This is a genomic window from Leptolyngbya sp. FACHB-8, assembly GCF_014695575.1.
GTDB lineage: Bacteria > Cyanobacteriota > Cyanobacteriia > Elainellales > Elainellaceae > Vacuolonema.
Map to the genome: position 1 here is coordinate 12,145 of NZ_JACJOO010000017.1, position 21,431 is coordinate 33,575.

At 49.9% G+C, this 21,431-nt stretch carries 18 protein-coding genes; 16 read left to right on the forward strand and 2 right to left on the reverse strand.

From position 1 onward, the window contains the following. The first annotated feature begins 161 nt into the window (after positions 1 to 161). The 15 genes from H6F91_RS04045 (at position 162) to H6F91_RS04120 (ending at position 20,000) form a co-directional block, all read left to right on the forward strand. Entirely contained in the window at positions 162 to 1,814 is a 1,653-nt protein-coding gene (locus H6F91_RS04045) for a phage tail sheath C-terminal domain-containing protein (protein ID WP_190774500.1), read from the forward strand. A gap of 59 nt (positions 1,815 to 1,873) precedes the next feature. Beyond that, positions 1,874 to 2,341: a phage tail protein gene (locus H6F91_RS04050; protein ID WP_190774501.1), complete on the forward strand. Its 468-nt coding sequence runs from the start codon at positions 1,874 to 1,876 to the stop codon at positions 2,339 to 2,341. Positions 2,342 to 2,344: 3 nt separating this feature from the next. Continuing rightward, positions 2,345 to 2,836 (forward strand): phage tail protein, encoded by a 492-nt coding sequence (locus H6F91_RS04055; protein WP_190774502.1) that lies wholly within the window; start codon positions 2,345 to 2,347, stop codon positions 2,834 to 2,836. A gap of 3 nt (positions 2,837 to 2,839) precedes the next feature. Further along, on the forward strand, positions 2,840 to 3,220 hold the full coding sequence (locus tag H6F91_RS04060) for a hypothetical protein (RefSeq protein WP_190774503.1): 381 nt from the start codon (positions 2,840 to 2,842) through the stop codon (positions 3,218 to 3,220). Positions 3,221 to 3,291: 71 nt separating this feature from the next. Further along, entirely contained in the window at positions 3,292 to 5,649 is a 2,358-nt protein-coding gene (locus H6F91_RS04065) for a hypothetical protein (RefSeq protein ID WP_190774504.1), read from the forward strand. 340 nt (positions 5,650 to 5,989) lie between these two features. Beyond that, positions 5,990 to 6,508: a phage tail protein gene (locus tag H6F91_RS04070; protein WP_190774505.1), complete on the forward strand. Its 519-nt coding sequence runs from the start codon at positions 5,990 to 5,992 to the stop codon at positions 6,506 to 6,508. Between the two features lie 23 nt (positions 6,509 to 6,531). Beyond that, a complete protein-coding gene (locus H6F91_RS04075; RefSeq protein WP_190789232.1) occupies positions 6,532 to 8,868 on the forward strand; it encodes a hypothetical protein in 2,337 nt (778 codons plus the stop codon). A gap of 11 nt (positions 8,869 to 8,879) precedes the next feature. Next, a complete protein-coding gene (locus tag H6F91_RS04080; RefSeq protein ID WP_190774507.1) occupies positions 8,880 to 9,407 on the forward strand; it encodes a hypothetical protein in 528 nt (175 codons plus the stop codon). A 10-nt stretch (positions 9,408 to 9,417) separates the two neighbouring features. Beyond that, a complete protein-coding gene (locus H6F91_RS04085) occupies positions 9,418 to 11,064 on the forward strand; it encodes a VgrG-related protein (RefSeq protein ID WP_190789233.1) in 1,647 nt (548 codons plus the stop codon). Between the two features lie 238 nt (positions 11,065 to 11,302). After that, on the forward strand, positions 11,303 to 14,518 hold the full coding sequence (locus H6F91_RS04095; RefSeq protein WP_206754897.1) for a DUF4157 domain-containing protein: 3,216 nt from the start codon (positions 11,303 to 11,305) through the stop codon (positions 14,516 to 14,518). 227 nt (positions 14,519 to 14,745) lie between these two features. After that, positions 14,746 to 15,321 (forward strand): YbjN domain-containing protein, encoded by a 576-nt coding sequence (locus H6F91_RS04100; RefSeq protein ID WP_190774531.1) that lies wholly within the window; start codon positions 14,746 to 14,748, stop codon positions 15,319 to 15,321. 627 nt (positions 15,322 to 15,948) lie between these two features. Further along, positions 15,949 to 16,161 (forward strand): hypothetical protein, encoded by a 213-nt coding sequence (locus tag H6F91_RS04105; protein ID WP_190774511.1) that lies wholly within the window; start codon positions 15,949 to 15,951, stop codon positions 16,159 to 16,161. Positions 16,162 to 16,190: 29 nt separating this feature from the next. Continuing rightward, positions 16,191 to 16,616 (forward strand): GPW/gp25 family protein, encoded by a 426-nt coding sequence (locus tag H6F91_RS04110; RefSeq protein ID WP_190774532.1) that lies wholly within the window; start codon positions 16,191 to 16,193, stop codon positions 16,614 to 16,616. A 27-nt stretch (positions 16,617 to 16,643) separates the two neighbouring features. Then, positions 16,644 to 18,902, forward strand: coding sequence for a putative baseplate assembly protein (locus H6F91_RS04115; RefSeq protein ID WP_190774512.1), 2,259 nt, complete (start codon positions 16,644 to 16,646; stop codon positions 18,900 to 18,902). A gap of 33 nt (positions 18,903 to 18,935) precedes the next feature. Next, complete coding sequence (locus tag H6F91_RS04120; RefSeq protein WP_190774513.1) at positions 18,936 to 20,000, forward strand: phage tail protein; 1,065 nt, start codon at positions 18,936 to 18,938, stop codon at positions 19,998 to 20,000. 22 nt (positions 20,001 to 20,022) lie between these two features. On the opposite strand, the gene H6F91_RS04125 is transcribed toward H6F91_RS04120, so the two are convergent. Beyond that, positions 20,023 to 20,538, reverse strand: a complete 516-nt coding sequence (locus H6F91_RS04125; RefSeq protein ID WP_190774514.1) for a transposase — start codon at positions 20,536 to 20,538, stop codon at positions 20,023 to 20,025. Positions 20,539 to 20,903: 365 nt separating this feature from the next. On the opposite strand from H6F91_RS04125, the gene H6F91_RS04130 reads away from it, so the two are divergent. Beyond that, entirely contained in the window at positions 20,904 to 21,080 is a 177-nt protein-coding gene (locus H6F91_RS04130) for an ATP-binding protein (protein ID WP_347280009.1), read from the forward strand. Here the strand turns inward: H6F91_RS04130 and H6F91_RS04135 are convergent. Continuing rightward, the gene (locus tag H6F91_RS04135; protein WP_190774515.1) at positions 21,041 to 21,316 is read right to left on the reverse strand and encodes a hypothetical protein; all 276 of its coding nucleotides are present in this window, start codon (positions 21,314 to 21,316) and stop codon (positions 21,041 to 21,043) included. The genes H6F91_RS04130 and H6F91_RS04135 overlap by 40 nt on opposite strands. Positions 21,317 to 21,431 lie beyond the last annotated feature (115 nt).

Below are 21,431 nucleotides of genomic sequence, written 5' to 3' on the forward strand. Positions count from 1 at the left end.
GAATTCGTATCAACGAAGGTCTTAAGGCTACTCGACTTTCTTCTGAATTGATATTGGGACATTCTTCAGATACCCAAGACCAGAGCCGCTGCCTATGATATGAGCCAACACACAAACATTTCAAATACTGAATAGCCCCATCCCATACGGAGATACGTAACATGGCAAGACTGGATTACTTTGCCCCCGGTGTTTATGTTGAAGAGGTCGATCGCGGCAGTCGTCCAATTGAAGGTGTACAAACCAATATTGCTGGCTTTGTGGGTTTTACAGAAGCCATTCGGGGTGGTGCTGAGTTGGGTAAACCCGTTCTCGTCGCCAGTTGGAATCAATATCTGGAATACTTTGCCCGCGAAAACTCTGATGGATTTACAGACTTTGACGCCTATTTGCCGTTTGCCGTGAACGGTTGGTTTCTCAACGGAGGTGCCCGGTGTTGGATCGTGAGCATCGGTACCGATCTTCCCAAAACTGATCCAGAAAACCAGCAACCAGATTTCAATACAACGGCTGTGACCATCAAAACTGCAAGCCGTCACGAGGCGCTCCAGGTACGTCTCAAATCAGACGCGACATGCGGTTCTGTCCGCATGGCAGTGCTTCCCGGAGAACCCAAGGCCCTTCCAGAAGACCCCAATACACCAGCCCCGATTCCTGCGGAGTTTTTCACACTGGTGGTCAAGCGAGATGGAGAAGAATTAGAGATCTTCCGTCACTTGACGATGGATACACAGGTACAGCCCGAAGTGGGGGATTATGTCGTCACGAAGTTACAGGAATCTCAGTACCTTCAAGTTGCTGATGTCACCCAATCCGGTTTAGCCCTAGCTCGCCGTCCCGTGGATGGGCAATACGAAATCAGCATGCCGCCTCTCCTGCCGACCCCTGAGAACCTGGCTCGCTATGTGCAGGGGATTCGAGATGACCGCCGAGGCATCCAGGGGTTATTTGAAATTGATGAAATTACCATAATTGCCTGCCCCGACTTGATGCGGGCTTACGAAGCAGATTTAATGAACGCTGATCAGGTGCATAACTTGATGCAACTAATGGTCAGCCTTTGCGAAAATTCGGCTCCTAATCCACCCAATCGCATGGTGGTGTTAGACACGCCACCCGAATGCATCAAGCCCCAACAGGTCGTTCACTGGTTAGATCAGGACTTTAGCCGTCGATCGATGTTCGCGGCCCTGTACTACCCCTGGATTAAAGTTCCCAATCCCCGTAAGGGTGGACGCTCCATTGCCATCCCTCCCTGCGGCCACATGATGGGTATCTGGTCGCGTACCGATGAAACTCGTGGTGTCTACAAAGCACCCGCGAACGAAACTCCTCGTGGCGTTGTGGGCTTAGCCTACGACTGCAACTTCCGCGAACAAGAAATGCTAAACCCCAGGGGCATTAACTGTATTCGCACCTTCCCCAATCGCGGCATTAAGGTTTGGGGGGCACGGACGCTGGTTGAACCCGAAAAGACGGATTGGCGGTATATCAACGTCCGTCGTCTGGTCAGCTATATCGAAAAATCAATTGAGTTGGGGACGCAATGGGTTGTTTTTGAACCCAACGATCAAGACTTGTGGGCACGCGTTCGTCGTACCGTCAACAACTTCTTGGAACGACTCTGGCGAGAAGGCGCATTATTCGGCGCAACACCGGAACAAGCCTTTTATGTCAAATGTGATGAGGAAATTAATACCCCCGAAACGATGTTACTGGGTCGTTTGTATGTGGAAGTCGGTATTTGCCCGGTACGACCAGCAGAATTTGTTGTGTTTCGAATTAGCCAGTGGGTTAGCCAGCAAGATGAATAAAAAATCCTACGATTAAGCATGCTTTGTGAATGTAAGTGTGAACTAGAAGGAATCTCATCATGATGCAGCAAGAAGAAGTATTAGTCAGTTGTCGGTTTTACTTTGAGGCCGACGGGGTTACGGATAAGCAGATTTTGGAGGTGTCGGGTTTAAGTTCGGAAACCCCTGCGGCAGGGGGAGATAAGGTGCTGGGTTCAGGGAAGAATGCGATCAATTTGCGGCAGGCAACACCGACACGGACTAAGTTTACCCCGGTGGTCATCAAGCTGGTGGCGACAACCAACAAAGATCTGTACCGCTGGTACGAGGATTGTAATCGAAATGAGGGCGGGCGTTCTGATTGGAGCAGCAGTCGGAAAGCAGCTTCGGTGAGTGTGTACGATCAGGCAGGAGATATGAAAGCTCGATGGGAATTGCTGAATGCTTATCCCACCAAGTATGAGGGACCCAAGCTGGAAGCAGGAGCCAATGATGTGGCGAATGAAACCCTGACCCTGGTGCATGAGGGAATTAAACGGGTGATGTAATCCATGGCAAACCTGATTAATCACTTTCCAGAAATTCTCACCACCTGTCGCTTCTATATTGAATTGAAACTGGATGGCAGTCTGGATCCCGTTGATGCTTTTTTTATGGAATGTAAGGGGTTCAAGCAGAGCCAGACGGCGATCGAGGTGAGTGAGGTGTCTCCCCGGCAGTGGGGAAAGGCTAAATCGGGGCAAATCTCTCATACCAAGCTTCCAGGCAATGCGAAAACCAGCAACCTCACCCTACGGCGGGGAATGACGCAATCTGCAACACTCTGGAATTGGTTTGAAACGGTGCAGCAAGGCAACTGGGCCAGACAATTACGGGATGGGGCATTGACGATCTATGACCAGGCGGGGAATTCTCAAGCGCTCTTTCAATTTCAGGGAGCATGGCCCGTTAGCTATCTGGTTTCTGATCTGAATGTAGGTACAGGAGATCTGGCGATCGAAGAAATGGAATTAGCCGTTGAAACGTTTACACGGCAGAGGTAAAACATGTTTCCAACAGAATTTGAGTTTGTATTGCCAAAAGGCTATCTGGATGGGGAGGGCAACCTACACCGCCATGGATTGATGCGCTTAGCTACAGCGGCAGATGAAGTCATGCCATTGCGGGATCCAAGAGTGAAAGCTAATCCCGCCTATGCAACGGTGATTATCCTGTCTCGGGTAATTACGCAGCTAGGGGTTTTAGAAGACGTAACACCCGTTGTGATTGAAGGGCTGTTTGCCTGCGATCTCAATTATCTTTACCAGTTTTATCGCCAAATCAATGAGCTGGAAACAGAGCTGTCTTCCTCAACGGTCGATGAGCCGATGATTGAATCCTTCAATTCGGCCATTCCCACGGAAACAGCACAGCTTGAGGTTGGTTAGGGTATTTCCCTTTCCTAAAAGCCTTGCTTATGCATCATCGAATCCGACCCGTTTCGTCGTGAGGGATTGCTATGAAGTTAACCGACATTATCTTCAGGCTAGGCCACTATTATCGTGGGGCTGAAAACTTCATTCGTCATCCCGTTGAAATCCTGGCACAACGGGGCAGGCGTGAGGCTCAGCATCGGCTGGAGGAGATTGAAATCCCCATGGGAAGGGAAACGCCACGCTCGGCACCATCGCGTCAGGTAGATAGGGCTGAAAGGGAGGAACATTGGCAAAATCCCCCTGAACGCGATGTGCGCCGTTTCCAAGCACGTACTGCCACTGCCGCACCGACACCAGTGAGTGCGCGATCGCGCCCCCTCCCAACCCCTCTACCTACCCGATCCACTCGTTCTACAGAGATTCCATTTTTGTCTGAACAGGATCAGATCCGGGGACGGTGGGGGCGCTATCGCCGGGTAGGTGATGTTCTCCAAACTGGGGAACGGGTGCGGTGCTATAACGGGATTCTGGCCCTGAATAACAAACCCGTTTTAATCAAAGAGTATTTGCTGTTAGAAGGAGATTTCAACGCTAGAGAGATTCGCGATCGCAAAGAAAAGTTCACCACTCTCGCCAACCTAAATTTACGCAACGGGGGTGGACAAGACTTTCGGTTAGTGAATCTGTATGAGGCGATCGCCTCCCCTAACTCCACCGAAAACCGCTGTTATTTGATCAGCGAACCGATTCCCAAAAGTCAAACACTCCGTCAGTATCTTGCAGCTACTCCAACGGTCACGCCTCGTCAGGTCCGTCATGTTCTAGCCCAGGTGTTGCAAACGCTCTGGTTCCTGCATCAGCAGAAGGTGCGGTTGCCTACAGGGGAAGTTCAGTACGGCCTGCCCCACGGCAATCTCAGCTTAAATAGCTTGCTCATTGCTCCCCAATCCTCAACAGAACAGCTAACCCCAGAAAATGAACTGCAATTTTTCATTTACGTGACAGATTTGGCCCTTTGGGAACATCTCTTTCTACCTGCGTCTGCCAAAGTTGCAACCCCTACTCTAGCAGGGGATCTGGTTGATTTAGGCTACCTTGGCTTTGATCTGCTCACCGGAATGGCAAATGCAACTCGTCCAAATCTTCTGCTAGAGCAGCCCTGGGCATCAGTGGCAGATCAACCCCTTAAGCAATTTATTCGCCAACTAGTTAGCGGTAAATTTAAAGCCAATGCGGAAGAAGCTCGTCAAGTTTTACTGGGTCTTCCGTGGCAAGAAGCATCGGAACAGGGAGAGCCTCTAGCAACGGAACAGGCTACATCCAGTGAAACGAGACATCGGTTTCTACGGCAACTGTTGCTTTTAGGGTTGCTGGGTGGATGCCTCGGCGGATTGCTCTGGATAGGAGGACGTTGGTTTGTTGGGCGATCGCCCAACGCCACAGATCCCACCCGCCCCTGTTGCCTGGCTGCGATTACAAGCCTGCCTGATCAGCCTACTTCCTATGTGATCGAAGCGGGGGGAATTTGGGACAGGGTGTTGCGATCGCAACACTCCATTGCCTTGAGTCGTACTCTGGAACAGACCTTACAGGAACGAGATGCTCGCCTGAAGCAATACACCTTACAAACAACTCAGGAAGATGTGATATCGGTTTTACGTTCTAAATCCGCTGCGTTTGCACTCACGGAATGGCGAACCGATTTGCCGGAAGGGTTTGAGCAACAGGAGGTGGCCTACGATGGCCTGGTAGCCGTGGTCGCATTTAGCGATGGTAATCCTTCTAATGGCAATGCAACGTTACTGAAGGGCATTCCAGAGCAATTGGAGGGCCGTATCACGGTTGAGCAGTTACGTCAGCTTTATACAGGCCATGTTACCCCACAGGATTTAGCCGACCGCTTAGAAGGATGGTCACTTAAGCTCTACCGTCCTGCGGATCAAGCGACGATTCAGCAGTTCGAACAGACGGTTTTGCAAGGCGATCGCACCACCATTCAGCAATTTCGGGAACGGGCGATCGCCCCTCTACCCGTTAACCAGATGTTCAGTGAAATCCTGAAGGATTTTGAGCAGCGGCATACTGTGGGAATTGGATTTGCACGCCTCAGTCAGGTCATTAACCAATGCTCAGTGTATCCGCTAGCGCTGGGGGAAAACGGCAAGGAAGTTCAACCCCTGATGCAACAGCAAGGAGTACCCATTAATCCAGCGACAGACTTATGTGGTGACAAAGGTAGCTATACCTCTAATGCCAACGTGTTTAGCTCCAGCCGAGGGTTTCTGCAAAATCAATATCCTCTGCGCTATCGTCTGGTGGTTGTTTATCCAAAGGGCTCCCAGGCAGGCCGCAGCTTTGCAGAAACCCTCAGAACGGATGAGGGGCAAGCTCTCCTCAATGCAGCAGGTCTGGTTCCGATTCGGGCTTTGAGCGATCGCTAACAACACCCAGACACCCGGTGTTTTTAAAAACACTAGTAGGCTGGGGCAGAAGTGTACAACCTATTTTTTGTGGTGGGGTGCTTCGCACCCCACCACAAAAAATAGGCAACGAACTTAGGCCGGAGCCTACTAGGTGTCTAATTCTCCACAGGCCAATTGAATAGATTGGAAGATGTATATGAATGCGAACGAAACAAGCTTATTAAAGCTGATCGATCAGGTTTTACAAGATCCAGTGTTGTTGCTGAAGCTGAGCGATCGCATCTACGAACGAATACAACAGGAAAATTCAATGGATTGGGATCGTGACAGATCTTATCCGAATTTTAGGAGATAGAAAATGGCTAAAAACGGTGTTGTTACACACGAATTTAACTACGTCACGTCAAATCGTTTCTACGTAGAAATGGAAAGCCAAATAACCGCTTCATTCAGTGAATGCTCCGGGCTAGGTGTAACCGTGAAGCGTGATGTTCAGCGGGAGGGAGGCGTTAATGATCAGCAACGAATTCTCTTAGGGCAGGCAGAATTCACCGATGTCACCTTAAAACGGGGCATAACGGACAGCCTGACTTTTTGGAGCTGGATGGATCAAACCCTCAGCAGTACGAAAAAAGAACGGCGTAATGTCAATATTTTGCTGTTTAACCAGGCAGGTGAAACCATGCAATGTTGGACGCTGATTGGAGCCGTTCCGATTGGATGGAAAGCTCCAGCTCTACAAGCCAATGCAGACAGCACCGCCATCGAAGAATTGACCCTGGCCTATGAAGGCTTAAAAATTATTCGTTCCAATGGTGGTGGAGCTACGATTCACACCACGGGTCGGGATTCTACCGGCTATTTCCCGAGCAATTAACCCTCACCGTTTCTCCTCTCGTTATGGCTCCCAAACGATTCCCATTTCCATCCCTGGCTCAGCGCTTTTACTTTGCGGGTCAGCGATCGCTCGCCCAACAGCGATCGCCCTTAGGCAATCATCGCCCCCTCGGTTGGGCCAGCCAATCCACGCCGCCCGTCTCCCTACCCTTTCAGATGCCATTGGGAGGGCAATCTGAAGCTTTGCCAACGTACTTCTCGCAGCCTAATTTTCGGCCTTGGGCTGAAAAAGGGGTGCCTGATGGGAACGGGTGGCGATCGCAAACTAGGTTTCAAGCGCCTGAAAAAACGAACTCCTCCCATACTGCTCGTCCACCCGAAACAACGCCCCCTTCTGAAACCAGCACAGCCCATCTATCTACAGCTTCATCCGAGCCTTCCACTTCACCTACCTACCTCGGATCAGAACACGAAACTGAGCCTCTAGATTCCTCTGAACCTCAGGCTGTCCAGACCCAAGCAGAGCCGACCACTTCACTCGGACTGGAGCGCACAACACCTGAAGCTCCTCCAACGAAACCTTCGGCTATCCAGACCCAGGCAGAGCCGACCGCTTCTCCCGCGCTGGAGCGCACAACACCTGAAGCTTCTCTAACGGGACTTTCACCACAAAATACATCTCACAGTTCAGAGGTTCAGCGCCCTCAGATTCAGCCACAACTGGATCATGCTGAAGCACCTGCTGACGTTAGCGAAGCACCCCAGAAGAACACCCGTTCCTCTACAGAATCCGCTTTAAGTGCAGAGCTACTTGCAACGCTTCAACGCCAGCCTGAAACGCAAAACGTAGAGGCAGAGCAATCCTTTTCGTCTTCTAATACCAAATTATCCCCTCGCAATCAGGGCGAACCTGGCACACATGTAGCAAAAACAAATCAAGCGATTCCCGAAATTCAGCCCCGCATAGAAGAGAATGCGGAGAAAAATCTTCTCCAAAAAAGCTCGACTAACACCCAAAGCAAGGAAAAGGCCCAGGTAACAAGCCAGTTGAGTGACCCAGTAACGGTTGACGTAGGGCAGCGATCGCCCCAAACTCCAACGCCAACTATTCAGACAAAGCCTAGCTTTCCAGAACTACCCCGCTCTGACACAGCCCATCAACCTCCTAGAGCTGCGTCTCCCTCCACTCATCCGGATACACCGTCCCCATCTTTCGACGTGGCTGGTAACAATACCAAGTCCACGCTGCCATTACCAACTATTCAACGACGTGTAGTGGCTCCTGAGGAAAAAGAGAACAGGCAGTCGATCGATCCCTCCATCCCTGTAAAAGGCGATCGCTCAACTGCATCTTCAATTACACCCAACCAAACCACTCAAGCTGAAGCAACAGGGGAGATCACACAATCCTCTACCCTACCTCTGATATCACCTCAACGTGAGCATCCCCATTCCATTCTGCTAAAACCATTGGGGTTCACTCATTCACTTGCAAAAACTAATGAGGTGGCTGCACTAGATTCTACAAGGGCACCAGATTCATTACATTCTTCCTTTGATTCAGCATCATCAGAATATTCCCCAACTACTTCAATTCAAAGAAAATCTAACCATTCACATCCAGAATACTTCGACCGCTCAACTTCAACTACAAGTGTAAATTTAGAATCTCAATCCTCTATCGATTTGTCTCATCAATCTTCACAAACATCCGAACAAAATTCCTCTGCAATTATCCATCATTCAGCTATTTTTTCCATTCAGAGACGCATTACTTCATCCAATTCACAAGCTCAATTACCTTCTCAATCAATTCCAAAAACCTGGTCAGATATTTCCGAACTGCTTCATCATAATTCATCTATTTATGATGCAGCTGATCCGGTTCATCATCTAATGGCATCTGATGATTTTGATAAATCCTTAGAGAAAACATCCGAGACAATCGGCAAGGAAACCCCTACGAAACCGGACGAATCGACTGGCTCTAATCCAACAGATTACGGGAAAGATCAGGAACAAAGAAGGAGCGATCGCAAATCCTCTTCAAAGGAGAACCGCCCTCTGTCACGGCAATCTTTAGAACAAGAGTTAGAACAGCTCATTTATCCCGTATCTTACCTGCTGGAGCAACATTGGCATCTTGAAGCCGAGCGTCAATTCAATCTGCGAACAGGCATTCCTTTCTGGTCTAGCGATCGCCTATGGAACGGTTTTCTATCGGAACTTCCCTCCTCAAATTCCCATCACGCCACAACCGTTCTGGAACCGCCTATACCCGGCTCTCCCCTCTACACCAAACTCCAATGTCTATCGGATCGGGTGAAGGGATTGGTGCAGGAAAAATGGGAGGTTGAACGAGAACGGAATGGCCTTTACACAATGGATCGTTCGTTTTAGGAGAAATCGTCATGTTGGTCAAAGCAACGTTGAAATCCGATGATGGAGTTCCCCCTCTAGAGTTTATGTTTAATCCGGCAGAACTGGCCTTTGAAGGAGTCGTGGATACCGCTGAAAGCCCAGGTTCACGCACTGAAGAAACGGGTCAGCCTAAAGTGAGTTTTGCCAATGTGAAAGCCTATACCGTCACCATCAGCCAGGTGATGTTTGACACATACGAAGAACGAACCGATGTAGTACAGCGCTACATTGAACCCTTTCGCAAAGCAGTGCAATTTGTTTCAGGCAAACAACGCCCACCCATCTATACCCTGATGTGGGGAAAACAGATATATCTGCGCCGTTGTTTTGTCGAAAAGCTGAGCTATAAACTCACCCTTTTTCTCCCCGATGGTACCCCCGTTCGTGCCGTGATTGACAATCTCACCTTAAAGGAAGCTGACGAGCCGAAACCCAACGGCTCTCTGGCAGCCACGGCTCCCACCGCTGCCGATCGCCAGAATGACAGCATTCCCGCCCGCCAGAACGCCGCAAGATAGGAGACGTCCCATGCCCGCAACCCACCGCGATCGCCCTACCCTGCTGATCGATGGCCAACCGGCCCCCACCGAGTTAATGGAAGACATCCTGCAACTGTCGGTTGAGGAAAGCCTGCATCGCCCCGGTTTATTTACCCTGGTGTTGCAGAATGATTACTATCCGGGGCGATCGCACACCCGACCCTGGCGGCATCAAAACCTGCTTCAGATTGGCAAACCCATCAAGGTTGGTTTCAGCACCAGCACCACCGAAGCCCCTGCCTTCAACCAGTCCAACCAGAACTATTTACTGGAAGGCGAGATTACAGCCATCGAAACCCAATTTAGTGAGAAGTCACAAGCTCCAATTATTGTGCGTGGCTACGATGTTTCCCATCGTCTGCATCGCGGCCACCATAACCGCTCGTTTCAGAACATGACCGACAGCGACATCGTCAAAAAGATTGTGGCGGAAGTGGGTATTAAAGAAGGGGCGATCGAGGATAGCGGCATCCCCCATGACTATGTGTTTCAGGAGAACCAGAGTAATATGGCATTCCTGCGGGAACGAGCCATGCGGCTTGGCTTTGAACTGTTTGTTCAGGATGGCAAACTCAACTTCCGCAAGCCTAAAGTCGATGGGGAATTGCGCCTGAAGTGGCTGACGGATCTGCACAGCTTCCGCGTTCGCGTGACGAGCGCAGAACAGGTCAAAGCGGTGGAAGTACGAGCCTGGGATTATGGGGAAAAACGGGCGATCGTCTCCACCCGCCAGCGAGAGCAGGTTTTAACGACCACCCAAAACGGACACGGCAGTGACACCAGCCCACAATTTAATGGCAGACCCAACAACCCGACCACGATCCTGGTCGATCAGCCCGTCTTCAGCTCCAAAGAAGCGGATGTCATGGCTCAGGCAGCATGTGATGAACTGGGGGGACAATTTGTCTGCGCCGATGCGAGGGGCGAGGGAAATGCCACGATTCGCCCTGGGCGAGTCGTGCAACTGGACGACATGGGGCCACATAGCGGTCAGTATTATGTGACGGAGACCCGCCACATCTATCAGGAACGAGTGTACCGAACCGAATTTAGCGTGCGGGGATTGCGAGGAGGCTATATACCCAGGCTCACCCCTCAACCCTCCCTGCAACCGGGACAAACGCTGCTCGTGGGCATCGTGACAGACAACGAAGATCCTGAAGGCTGGGGACGCGTTAAGGTCAAGTTCCCAACCTTGACGGAGGAGCACGCTAGCAATTGGGCGCGGGTCGTCGCGATTGGGGCAGGTAATGCCTGTGGTTTTGATTGTCTCCCCGAAATTAATGATGAAGTGCTAGTGGCCTTTGAGCATGGCGACATTCATCGTCCTTACATCCTGGGTGGCGTGTGGAATGGTACCGATGCGCCACCCGTACCCGTACGGCAAAGCGTCCAGAATGGCAGAGTCCGGGTACGAACGTTCAAAACGCGCGCCGGACATCAGCTTCAGTTTGTCGATGATGAGGGTGGCAAGATTCAGATTCAAACAGCAGGTGGCCAGACCATCACACTGAATGATAGCGATGGCAGTATTCAAATTTCGGCTACAGCGAGTGTCGCGATCGCCGCTCCCAAAATCAGTTTGCGTGGGGCACTGGTGACAACAACGACACCCATCCAAGTTGTTCCAGGTTGATGATGACAACTCAACCTTAGTCTCAACCATACCAAGACTTTCGATGACAGACAGGTGTGTTATCAGCCCGTTACTGTTAATCCAATCGCTCGTCAACGTCTTCAGGTTTCTCTAGTTTGTCCTGCCGAGGATACATCCCATGAGTCAAACGCTCCATCATCAGGTCAAGCCATCAACGGATGTATCCCCACCCGTACAATCGGAGTCGCAACTGCAACGGCGTGCTTTTCCCCATGAAGTGGAGTCGCAAGCTGGTAAGGCGATCGCTCCTCCCACTCCCATCTCAGCCGACTGGCAAGCCCAGCAAGGGAAAATAGCGCGTGCCCGATTTAACCCCGGCATGATTTCGCTCTATCCTGCTAACCCACTGAAGGATGAGAAGGATAAACCCGTTCAGAAGAAAGCAGATTCTACCGTTGAATCAGATGACCATCAAACAAAACCTATTCAGCGAAAGGAAGGAGCAACTTCTGAACCCGATAGAGACACGAAAGATACAATTCAACAAAAGACTGAATCAACAGCGCAGAATGAACTAGAGAAGGATAAACCATCGTCTAACAAGTTGGTACAGACGAAACTCAGTGTGGGGAAGGTGGGCGATCGCTACGAACAGGAAGCCGATCAGGTCGCCGCCAAAGTCATGACCATGCCCGACCCCGCTCACAATCGTATCCAGCGACAACCAGAGCAACCGGAATCTGATATCCAGCCTAAACCTTTAGCCATTACTCCCCTGGTGCAGAGACAAGCGTCCGAGGAGGAGGTGCAGACCAAAGCAACTCAGGAGCGATCGCAACCGGACAACCATTTCGAGGCTCGGTTATCCAGCAGTATGGCTGGGGGTAACCCGTTGCCGGAAGATGTGCGATCGTTCATGGAACCGCGCTTGGGCGTTAGCTTAAAGCATGTAAAGGCTCATACAGGAGCCAACGCTGCTCAGATGAATAAAGCCGTGAGTGCCCAGGCATTCACTTATCGCAATCACATTTTCTATGCGGCTGGAAAAGCGCCAGCCAAGGATGAGTTAACGGCTCACGAATTAACCCACGTCATCCAACAAACTGGCGCAAAAGAACTGAACAAAGAAAAGGTGCGGCGATCGCCCGATGAAACGGAATCCCTTCAGCCAAAAGCGATCGAATCCCATTCCACAAAAGCCGAGGACAATAAACTCACTCCAGCAGAAGCTTCAATCCAACGTCGCGATATCAGTCTCGTTTCTCCTCGCATTCAACGCGATGTCCTTGGGGCAGTTGGCAATCTTCTGACAGGCAATTTTGAAGGAGCCAAGCGGGAATTTTTAGATTCCGTGGCAGGCTTTGCTTCTCGGATGCCAGGATATTCCCTTCTATCGGTGGTGCTGGGCAAAGATCCCATTAAAGATACGCCTGTCGAGCGCAATGCAACCAATTTAGTCAAAGGGGTGCTGGAGCTGGCACCGGGGGGCGATCGCCTATTCCAAAATCTCCAGGAATCGGGTGCATTGCAGAAAGCGTTTGATTGGTTTGGACAAGAAATCCAAAAGCTGAATCTGACATGGGATGTCATTAAAAGCCTATTCCGCCGGGCCATTGATGCGCTTTCCCCTGATGACATTCTCAATCCAGGGGGACTGATAGAAGAACTCGCCAATATTTTCAGAGAACCCATTCAGCGAATCGTACGTTTTGCCCTTAACGTTGGTCAAAAGGTGATGGAATTCATCTTTGAAGGGGCTATGGCGCTGGCTGGGAAAGGCGGAGCCGAGCAGGTTATGGGCATTCTGAAGAAGGTCGGTGGCCTGTTCATGACCATTATCAAAGACCCGGTGGGTTTCGTCGGGAATCTCGTGAAATCTGTCAAAGGTGGCTTTGAGCAGTTTTCCGCCAATATTACCAGGCACCTCAAAGCAGGTCTGATGGGTTGGCTATTCGGTGCCCTCTCAGGATCTGGATTGCAAATGCCCCCTGCACTTAACTCGAAAGGAATGCTATCGATTGCATTGCAGGTCGCTGGCGCAACTTATCAGAACCTGAGAAAGCAACTGGTGAAGCGCATGGGCGAGAAAAGGGTTTCCCAGGTAGAAAAATCATTCGCGTTACTCCGAAGTATTGCAACGGGTGGACTGATCGCTGCCTGGCAGCAAATCTCCCAAAGCGTTGGCGATGTGAAAGAGATGGTAATTAGCGAAGTACGCAACTGGGTGATCACGACTATCATCAAGCAGGCTGTCATCAAACTCGTATCGATGTTCAACCCAGCCGGTGCCATTGTGCAGGCGATCATCGCCGTTTACAACGCCGTCATGTTCTTCATTGAACGGTGGCAGCAAATTTTAGATCTTGCCAATGCCGTATTCAATTCCATTAGCAGCATCGTCGCAGGCAAAATTGGAGCCGCGATCAAATTCGTTGAGCAATCCATGGCAAAATCCCTCCCCGTCATTATCAGCTTCATGGCACGGCTACTTGGCTTAGGCGGTATCTCCAATAGAATCCGCAACATTATCAAGCGGATACAAAAGCCGCTCGACCGGGCAATGAATCGAATTGTTGACTTGGTAATGAAGTTTGCAAGGAAGCTTTTTGGCAAGAAACAGAAAAATGGTAAGAGTGACGATCGTACTGATTTACAAAAGAAGGAAGATTTGCAAAAAGCATTAAAGGAGGCAGAAAAGCAATTAAAAGATCCTAATGCAACTACTCGAAAGATTAAGAAAGCGCTTCCGAAGATAAAAAGTAGTTTTAACTTGAAGAGAATTGAATTGATTAATAATGATAGAGGTGGCAACAATAATAACTTCTATATTCAGGCGGAAATTAATCCCATAGATAACACAGCAGTTGTACCATTAGTGACTAAAATGCAAGAAGTCAAAGTCGAGTTTGAAGTTCCTTTGAAGTTCAAAGAGCAATACCATCAATTCAAAGGTCAATTAAGACAACATGAACGCGGTATTAATGCGCTTAAAATGAGTGAGTGGTCTGCGAGAAGGGACCGATTTAAAAAACTCAAACTAACGCGAACAAAGGGGAGAACCTCTGAAAGCGATGCCGACCAAAAATTGTTTCGAAGGATAATCGAAAATAGAATCATTAAACAACGAATTGAGAATTCTGTCAAAGCCGGAAAATCTTGTGAAGAAGCCCGCAAGGATGCCGAAGCTTTTGCTAAAAAATGGATGAAAAAACGTGTAGCTCTTCATGGTCCCGACCATATCGCTGGTGGAGGTAGATCGGTTGGTGATATAACCCCAGCCAAAGATATAGAGTCAGAATCTTTCTCTGAACTTAGGAAGCGAACCGGACTAAATGGCATGGGCAATTCTCGTATTAATTACTCTATTGGTCCAAGATGGGGGAAAAACGTTACTAAAATCGACAATGAAGTTAATAGTAGCAAATATACTCTCGAGATGAAGAAGGAGTTTCATATGGATGTAAGTATAGACGTGAAACAAGGTAACAAGTAAGAAAAAGTGCGATTGCCATTACCACAATTTGAATTGCCAGAATTTTTAATGCAATTGCCTGCAAGCCATAGATTGGCTTCATTCCTCAACTCAACATCCACGTCAATCGCATTGCTACCAGTATTACTTGAATTGAATTTCACAAACCATCATTACCTCTCAATTTGACCTTTGTTGGGTTTCGTCAAGCTCAACTCAACCTGCAAAATGTAAAAGGAGCCATTGGCATGAATTTGGATGAATTGCCTCAAAGTATTTCTAATGTGCTTGAGCAAGAACTATCGCCAAGTAAGCAAATGTTTGATCAACTGATCACTTTCTTCGCCAACGATGATTGGTCATTCACTCGTTTGCATGGTGAACCCATCCTCTACACTTCCATCCAAGGTAAGAACGGTGAATGGAATTGCTATGCTCATATTCGAGGGGAGCAAGCACAATTCGCCTTCTACTCCATCTGCCCGATCGCCACTCCCTCCGAGAAACTCCTCTCAATCGCCGAATTCATCACCCGGGTCAACTCTGGAATGATTTTGGGCAACTTTGAGCTTGACTTTGAGGATGGTGAGATTCGTTATAAGACCAGTATTGATGTCACGGATGATTACCTCAGTTATGCCCTGATTAAGCAGCTTGTCTATGCCAACATCAGTATGATGGATGCTTATCTGCCAGGTATCCGGGCTGTGATTGCGGGAGCGGCTACGCCGCTGGAGGCGATTCGACAGATTGAAGCATCTGGGCAGGTGGCAGAGGGAAGCAGAGAGATTGAAGAATCCGAGAATGTCCCGGTTGAGGTGTAAATAGTCGGGTGCGAATCTTTTGGGTTCAACATCCCGTTTCCGATATTCGTCTGTGAACCTCTGGCATTGATGCGTGAGTCTTGAATACTCAATCACGAGTCTTTTTGACTGAATCACGAGTTTCAACTACTCAATCACGAGTCTTTTTGACTGAATCACGAGTTTCAACTACTCAATCGTGATTCTCGGATACTCGGTGATGAGGTTTTGAGACTCAACCACCAGTCATGGAAGATGGCGATCGCCCCTCCTCACCCATCAACACCCATCAAAATCCCCTTCTGCTAGTAATTCCCTGTACAGGTCATGTATACACAGGTCAATACCTCAGCCATTAGCCCGCCCGCGAATAAAATTGCGGGCTAATCAGAAAAGTCCGTTAAAACGGACTGCGCACTTATTGGGAGTTCTTCAACCCATTTCAATGGGTTTTCCTGTCATTAGCCCACAATTCATTCGCGGGCGGGTGTAAACGGGGAGCAAGACCACCGTATGGCAAGCACAAGCAAGTTACATATACCCCTTAGCCTGTACAGGGAAATGGCAAGATTCTGCCTGCATAAACTCCAACAGCCATCCGTAATGTTCAGGTAGAGGTGTCTACATCCACTGCCCCCGGAGTCAACCATGAAACGCTCGATCGCCACCATGAGAAATACAACGGCGAATCTGCTCCTGAATCCGCTTTATACAACATTGCTCACCATGTTGCAGGGCGATCGCCACACCACAGATCGTTTAATCCAAACTATTCGTATCACGTACCCGCATCAGTCTAAACAATGGTGGTACGAAAAAGCGATCGATCAAGTGATGCGCGATCGCCCCTTATCCAGGTAACGCAGCCCCTTCAAATAGTAGTCATTCCCATGTTGCAATCGATAAACAATTCTCCAGATTACATTGGTTCTGGCTTTGCATCTCCGTTGCAAATTAACGTTCAAGGTGGCATTCAGTTGAGTGCCAAAACGTCGAATATTGAGGAATCAATTTACATCATCTTACGTACAGATCTGGGTGAGCGAGTGTATCGCCCCGCTTTTGGTTCACGCTTATCAGAATTGATGTATGAACCGTTGAACCTGCAAACGTTATTGCAAATTCGTTTGTATGTGGAAGAAGCCTTACAAATGTGGGAACCGCGCATTAATCTGCGAGGCGTTCAAACAGAGCCAGATCCCATTCGGGGCAAGGTCAACATTACGATTTCCTATCAGCCCAAAGGGAGCCATGACATTCGCAGTCTGGTCTATCCCTTCTACCTGGCATCAGCCCCTGAGAAGCCTTACGAATAACCTACGTTGGATTCAGAGAAATCAGTCATGAGCTTCGACTTTTTACCCCAACTGCCCAAGCCCAACTTAGACGATCGCAAATACAACGATCTAGTTGAAGAATGCCTGCTTCGGATTCCCCGCTATTGCCCTGAATGGACGAATCACAACCCCAGCGATCCCGGCGTGACGTTGCTAGAACTGTTCGCCTGGCTGACAGATCAAATGTTGTTCCGGTTCAATCAGGTGCCTTACCGGAATTACATTGTTTTCCTGGAAATGTTGGGAATTCGGCTGCAAGCGCCTGCCCCTGCACAAACCGCACTGACCTTCTACCTCAGCCAATCTCAAACCGATGCAGTGAGGATTCCCTACAGTACGGAGGTGGCAACCCTGCGAACGGAAAGTGAGCCTGCGATTATCTTCAGCACCGAGCAAGAACTGGTGATTGGTACGCCACAAATTAAACATTTGCTCACGGCAGATGTCGCTGAAGAGCATCCCCAACAATGGCGCGATCGCACGCCACCCAATCACCAATGGCATCGCTTCGAAGAAACTCAACTCTTTGAACAACCGACCCCCGGCAACTGCTTCTATCTGGCACTGGACGCACCCGACAATTCGATTCAAGGGAATGTTGTCGCCATCAACATTAAAGGCGTTGCGGCTCGTACCACGGGCATCAATCCTGATGATCCGCCCCGACAATGGCAGGCATGGAATGGGCAGGAGTGGGAGCCGATTCTGCGGGGCGAAGCGGATGATAAAACGCGAGGCTTTAGTTTTAGCGAATTTAATCAAGCGGCTCAAAATTCGGTGCAGGAAGGTGCGGATGTCATCCTGCACTTGCCGCAACGGTTTCCTGCCTGGGAGTTTGGAGCTGGGAATACGCACCATCGAGGGCATTGGATTCGCTGTATCTATACATCTCCCCGCGACCTCCAGCCCAGCTACAGCAGTTCGCCCAGCATTGTCGGCTTGTCTGTACGTTCCATTGGCGGGACAGTCAACGCCAGCCAGTGCGTTCGGGTAGAACGGGAGTTACTGGGGGTGAGCAATGGCAAACCGGGGCAAAGCTTTGAGTTGCAGGGGAAGCCTGTTTTAGAGCGGCAGAGCGATCGCGACGAATACATTGAACTGCGACTTCCCACAGGTGAAATACAGCGTTGGCGGGAGGTGCCCGACTTCGCAGATTCAGGAGCCGAAGACCCCCACTACACCCTCGATTCCCTCACCGGAACCGTACAATTCGGCCCCCTGATTCGGGAGCCTGCCCAGTTGCGACAGAAGACCCAGCAACGGGCCTTGCAACAAGCCTGGCAAGGGCCCACCCAGCGATCGCCCTCTCGTCATAATCCCCTGGAAACACGGACCCAGAATGGGACAGGGGCGATCGCTTCCCTCAGTGAGTTGCTGGAGCGCCAATATGGCAAAGTGCCGCCTCTGGGAGCCGAAATTTACATGGTGGCTTACCGGACAGGGGGAGGAAGTCAGGGCAACGTTCAGGCAGAAAAACTGACGGTGTTGAAGTCTGCCATTCCCTACGTGAAGCATGTGACGAATTATGGGGCCGCGGTGGGTGGCGTCGATGCCGAGTCCTTAGACGAGGCCGTTTTACGGGTGCCCCATCTGCTGCGCACACGGGAATCAGCCGTTATCCCCGAAGATTTTGAGAATGTGGCCCGCAAAGCTTCCCGTTCCGTTGCCCGTGCCCATTGCCTGAGCGAGGCCCAAACCACTCCAGGGATTGTTCGGCTGCTCATGGTTCCCCAGGTGTCCCTGGAAACAGTGGATTGGCAGATGGGGATGCACCCGGATGAAGCCTTTACGCTGAATGAAAGGCTAAAGGCTGAGGTTTTGGACTACATCCGCGATCGCAAACCTCTGGGAATTCAGGTGCACCTTCAAGAACCGGAGTACGTTGGGGTTAGTGTACGCCTTAAGCTATTGCTCGATCCGAGCTACAACCATCCTGTCACCCAAGCTGCCATTCGTGAGCAGCTTTTGCGGGCACTCTATCGCTTCCTTAATCCATTAACGGGGGGGATTGATGGACGTGGTTGGGAATTGGGCCGTCCTGTCTATCCAAACGATATTGTCGGATTATGCCAGGGGCAAGTGATGCCGGGGCTTCGGCATGTGGGATTCGTGGAGTTATACGAACTGCGGAAATATGGCGAAGAATGGTTTCGTTCTTCGTTACCAGAACCCGCAATCAATCCTGGCTCATTGGGATTAATTTGCTCCTGGAATGATGGCGATTCCCATCTGCGATCGCACCATGTCATCGAATTTGCTGATTAACCCTATCGCTATCGCTTCAACGAAGGATCTGCCATGACACTCAGCTATACCCCATCCTTAACCCTTCAAGCCACCTCTACCCATATCCCCGAAGCGCTCGCCACCGTGACAATATCCCTCTCAGGTGGGCCAGACGAGCAGGCGTCCAACCAGCTACTCCTGCATCCTGGAGAACCCAGTGCGATCGCCATCCATGTGGAAAACCACAGCGATCGCCCCCTCCGTTGGAGTCTTGAGACAAAAGGAGACTTCCCCTCAGAGTGGTGCCAGTGGCAGGTTGATGTCCCTGTTCTTGCGTTTCAACAACGACTCGATCGCACCATCGAGTTTCAGGTGCCCCACGACTTTTTTGAACGTTCGGAGGAGTTGGGGGGCGATCGCTCGCACTTACAACTCAATTATCAAAGTGAAGTGTTCGTCTACATCGAACATGAAGCAGACGGTAAGCCTGAGGGGACACCGACGTCTCGCCAGTTAGTTGGCTATCAGGTCTTTACCCTCCATGTTCGGCCCCCCAGCCCCTACCTTAACTTTTTACCCGCTCTATACCGAGAGAATGATTTCATAGGCCGGTTCCTCGCCATTATTGAACAAGCATTTGATCCCGTGGTGCAAACTATGGATCAAATGTGGGCTTATTTAGATCCCCTCACCGCCCCCGAAGCCTTACTTCCCTTCCTGGCACACTGGGTCGGTTGGACAACAGATACTCAATGGACGGTTCAACAACAACGACGCCTGATTCGTCATGCCGTCACGCTTTATCGTTGGCACGGCACCCGGCAAGGCCTACGCTTCTATCTTCATCTCTATACAGGATTACCTTTAGATGAACATGTGAAAAAGGAGTCAGAGAAGCATATTTGTATTGAAGAAGTTTTCAGCTATGGTTTTGTTGTAAATCAGGCTGCTATTGGAGAAGACGCCATGTTGGGAGGAGGACGGCCTTACCACTTCATCGTGCGTCTGCGGTTGAACGAACGTGCCAGCCATATACACGAAGATCTCATACGCAAAATTATTGACTCTCAAAAACCAGCTTTTTGTACTTACGATCTATACATTGAACAACCAACGATCTGTACAGTGCCCAATTAAACAGCCTCAGTAGATCGCAAATTCATAGCGGAGCAGGTAAATAAATGGCTGTGATGACTGGAAAATTTCGCTCAACTGCCTGAGAAAGGAATTCCAGCATTGTTTTGAGGCTAAAGAGTTCTCGATAAACGCCCCGTCCTCCTCGTTGAGTGCGGCTGACAAAGAACCAGAGCAAATACACCCAGAGATTAACCAAGATAAAAGCCAGCGCAACAAACAACAACCGGGTCATCGGATTTTTGTTCGTGGTTCGGATGCGACACTGGTTTTTGATTCTGTAACGGGTCTCAATTCCGAAACGGTCTTTGTAATGCTGATGCAGTTGATTGAGTGCGACCGTGACTCGATGAACGACATAGAGGGTGTAGTGGATGCCATGCTTCCCCTTGAAACCCTTGTGATAATTGCAGACAACCCGCATGTAACAGCGAATTGAACCATAGGTCGGACTGGTGAGGGTGTAGTGGGTCGCATAACGTTTACGTCCAACGAACAGTTGCCGAGTGCCCCCCGATTTCCCTCGGATCACTGCTGGCATCAGGAAGAGGATATTGAGAGCTTTGAGCCAACGGATCTACAGGCACACTGTAGAATCCCCGGTCGAGATAAAGCCGCTTCATTCTCAGACGCAATGGAGACAGCATCACCAACAAGTACGTCACGGTTGCGACCAAGGTTTCTTGTCGATGCACCGCATGAATGCCTAAGTGACTCGTTTGTTGCGACAAATCACATAAACAGTGGCGTAGGCGAAGAAGGAAGTGGTTCCAGCTTTGGCTTGAGAACGATAGATATAGGGGGCTTCGGCTTCACTGGCGCTTACAGGATCGGTATTGCGCTGATTTCCTGCCTTATGTATTCGATCGCTTTCGTCAAGCTCAAGACGCAAATACAACGAAAGGCTTGGGACTCGGCTTGGCGATCGCCCGTCACATCGTTGAACGACACAACGGCACAATTCATACTGAAAGTGCCGGAGAAGAGCAGGGGGCAACCTTCATTGTCAGATTGCCGCTCCTCGAGGATGTGAAAGGCTCAAGTTACAGGCAGAGAACTTGCCAGTCAGGGCTGAGCCAGTAAAGACCGTCAGATAGTTGCACCACGACACCGGGAACCACCCCTGCACATGGGCTTTCTTGCAAGTTACGGGCGAACAAGGCGATCGCATCCTGTAGCTGCTTCCGGGTTGCTAATGGTCCCTCTCCATTGCCATTAATGCCTTGTAGGGTATCCCAGTACAACACGACAGGCTGATAAGGACGGCTTGGTCTAAGATTGGGGGAAGTTGCCTGAGAAGAAGCAGTAGAACTACTCATGGGATTCAGATGTAGGCCGGTTGGAACTTGTAAGTAAGATCAGTAATACCCTGAATTACATCATGGTCTATCATAGCCGCGATCGCCACCCATTGAAACTTGAGTTAAAGTATAC

Bases quoted from the DNA above. Each gene is read 5' to 3' on its own strand.
- H6F91_RS04045 (WP_190774500.1), top strand. From the start codon at position 162: ATGGCAAGACTGGATTACTTTGCCCCCGGTGTTTATGTTGAAGAGGTC.
- H6F91_RS04050 (WP_190774501.1), top strand. From the start codon at position 1,874: ATGATGCAGCAAGAAGAAGTATTAGTCAGTTGTCGGTTTTACTTTGAG.
- H6F91_RS04055 (WP_190774502.1), top strand. From the start codon at position 2,345: ATGGCAAACCTGATTAATCACTTTCCAGAAATTCTCACCACCTGTCGC.
- H6F91_RS04060 (WP_190774503.1), top strand. From the start codon at position 2,840: ATGTTTCCAACAGAATTTGAGTTTGTATTGCCAAAAGGCTATCTGGAT.
- H6F91_RS04065 (WP_190774504.1), top strand. From the start codon at position 3,292: ATGAAGTTAACCGACATTATCTTCAGGCTAGGCCACTATTATCGTGGG.
- H6F91_RS04070 (WP_190774505.1), top strand. From the start codon at position 5,990: ATGGCTAAAAACGGTGTTGTTACACACGAATTTAACTACGTCACGTCA.
- H6F91_RS04075 (WP_190789232.1), top strand. From the start codon at position 6,532: ATGGCTCCCAAACGATTCCCATTTCCATCCCTGGCTCAGCGCTTTTAC.
- H6F91_RS04080 (WP_190774507.1), top strand. From the start codon at position 8,880: ATGTTGGTCAAAGCAACGTTGAAATCCGATGATGGAGTTCCCCCTCTA.
- H6F91_RS04085 (WP_190789233.1), top strand. From the start codon at position 9,418: ATGCCCGCAACCCACCGCGATCGCCCTACCCTGCTGATCGATGGCCAA.
- H6F91_RS04100 (WP_190774531.1), top strand. From the start codon at position 14,746: ATGAATTTGGATGAATTGCCTCAAAGTATTTCTAATGTGCTTGAGCAA.
- H6F91_RS04105 (WP_190774511.1), top strand. From the start codon at position 15,949: ATGAAACGCTCGATCGCCACCATGAGAAATACAACGGCGAATCTGCTC.
- H6F91_RS04110 (WP_190774532.1), top strand. From the start codon at position 16,191: ATGTTGCAATCGATAAACAATTCTCCAGATTACATTGGTTCTGGCTTT.
- H6F91_RS04115 (WP_190774512.1), top strand. From the start codon at position 16,644: ATGAGCTTCGACTTTTTACCCCAACTGCCCAAGCCCAACTTAGACGAT.
- H6F91_RS04120 (WP_190774513.1), top strand. From the start codon at position 18,936: ATGACACTCAGCTATACCCCATCCTTAACCCTTCAAGCCACCTCTACC.
- H6F91_RS04125 (WP_190774514.1), bottom strand. From the start codon at position 20,538: ATGCCAGCAGTGATCCGAGGGAAATCGGGGGGCACTCGGCAACTGTTC.
- H6F91_RS04135 (WP_190774515.1), bottom strand. From the start codon at position 21,316: ATGAGTAGTTCTACTGCTTCTTCTCAGGCAACTTCCCCCAATCTTAGA.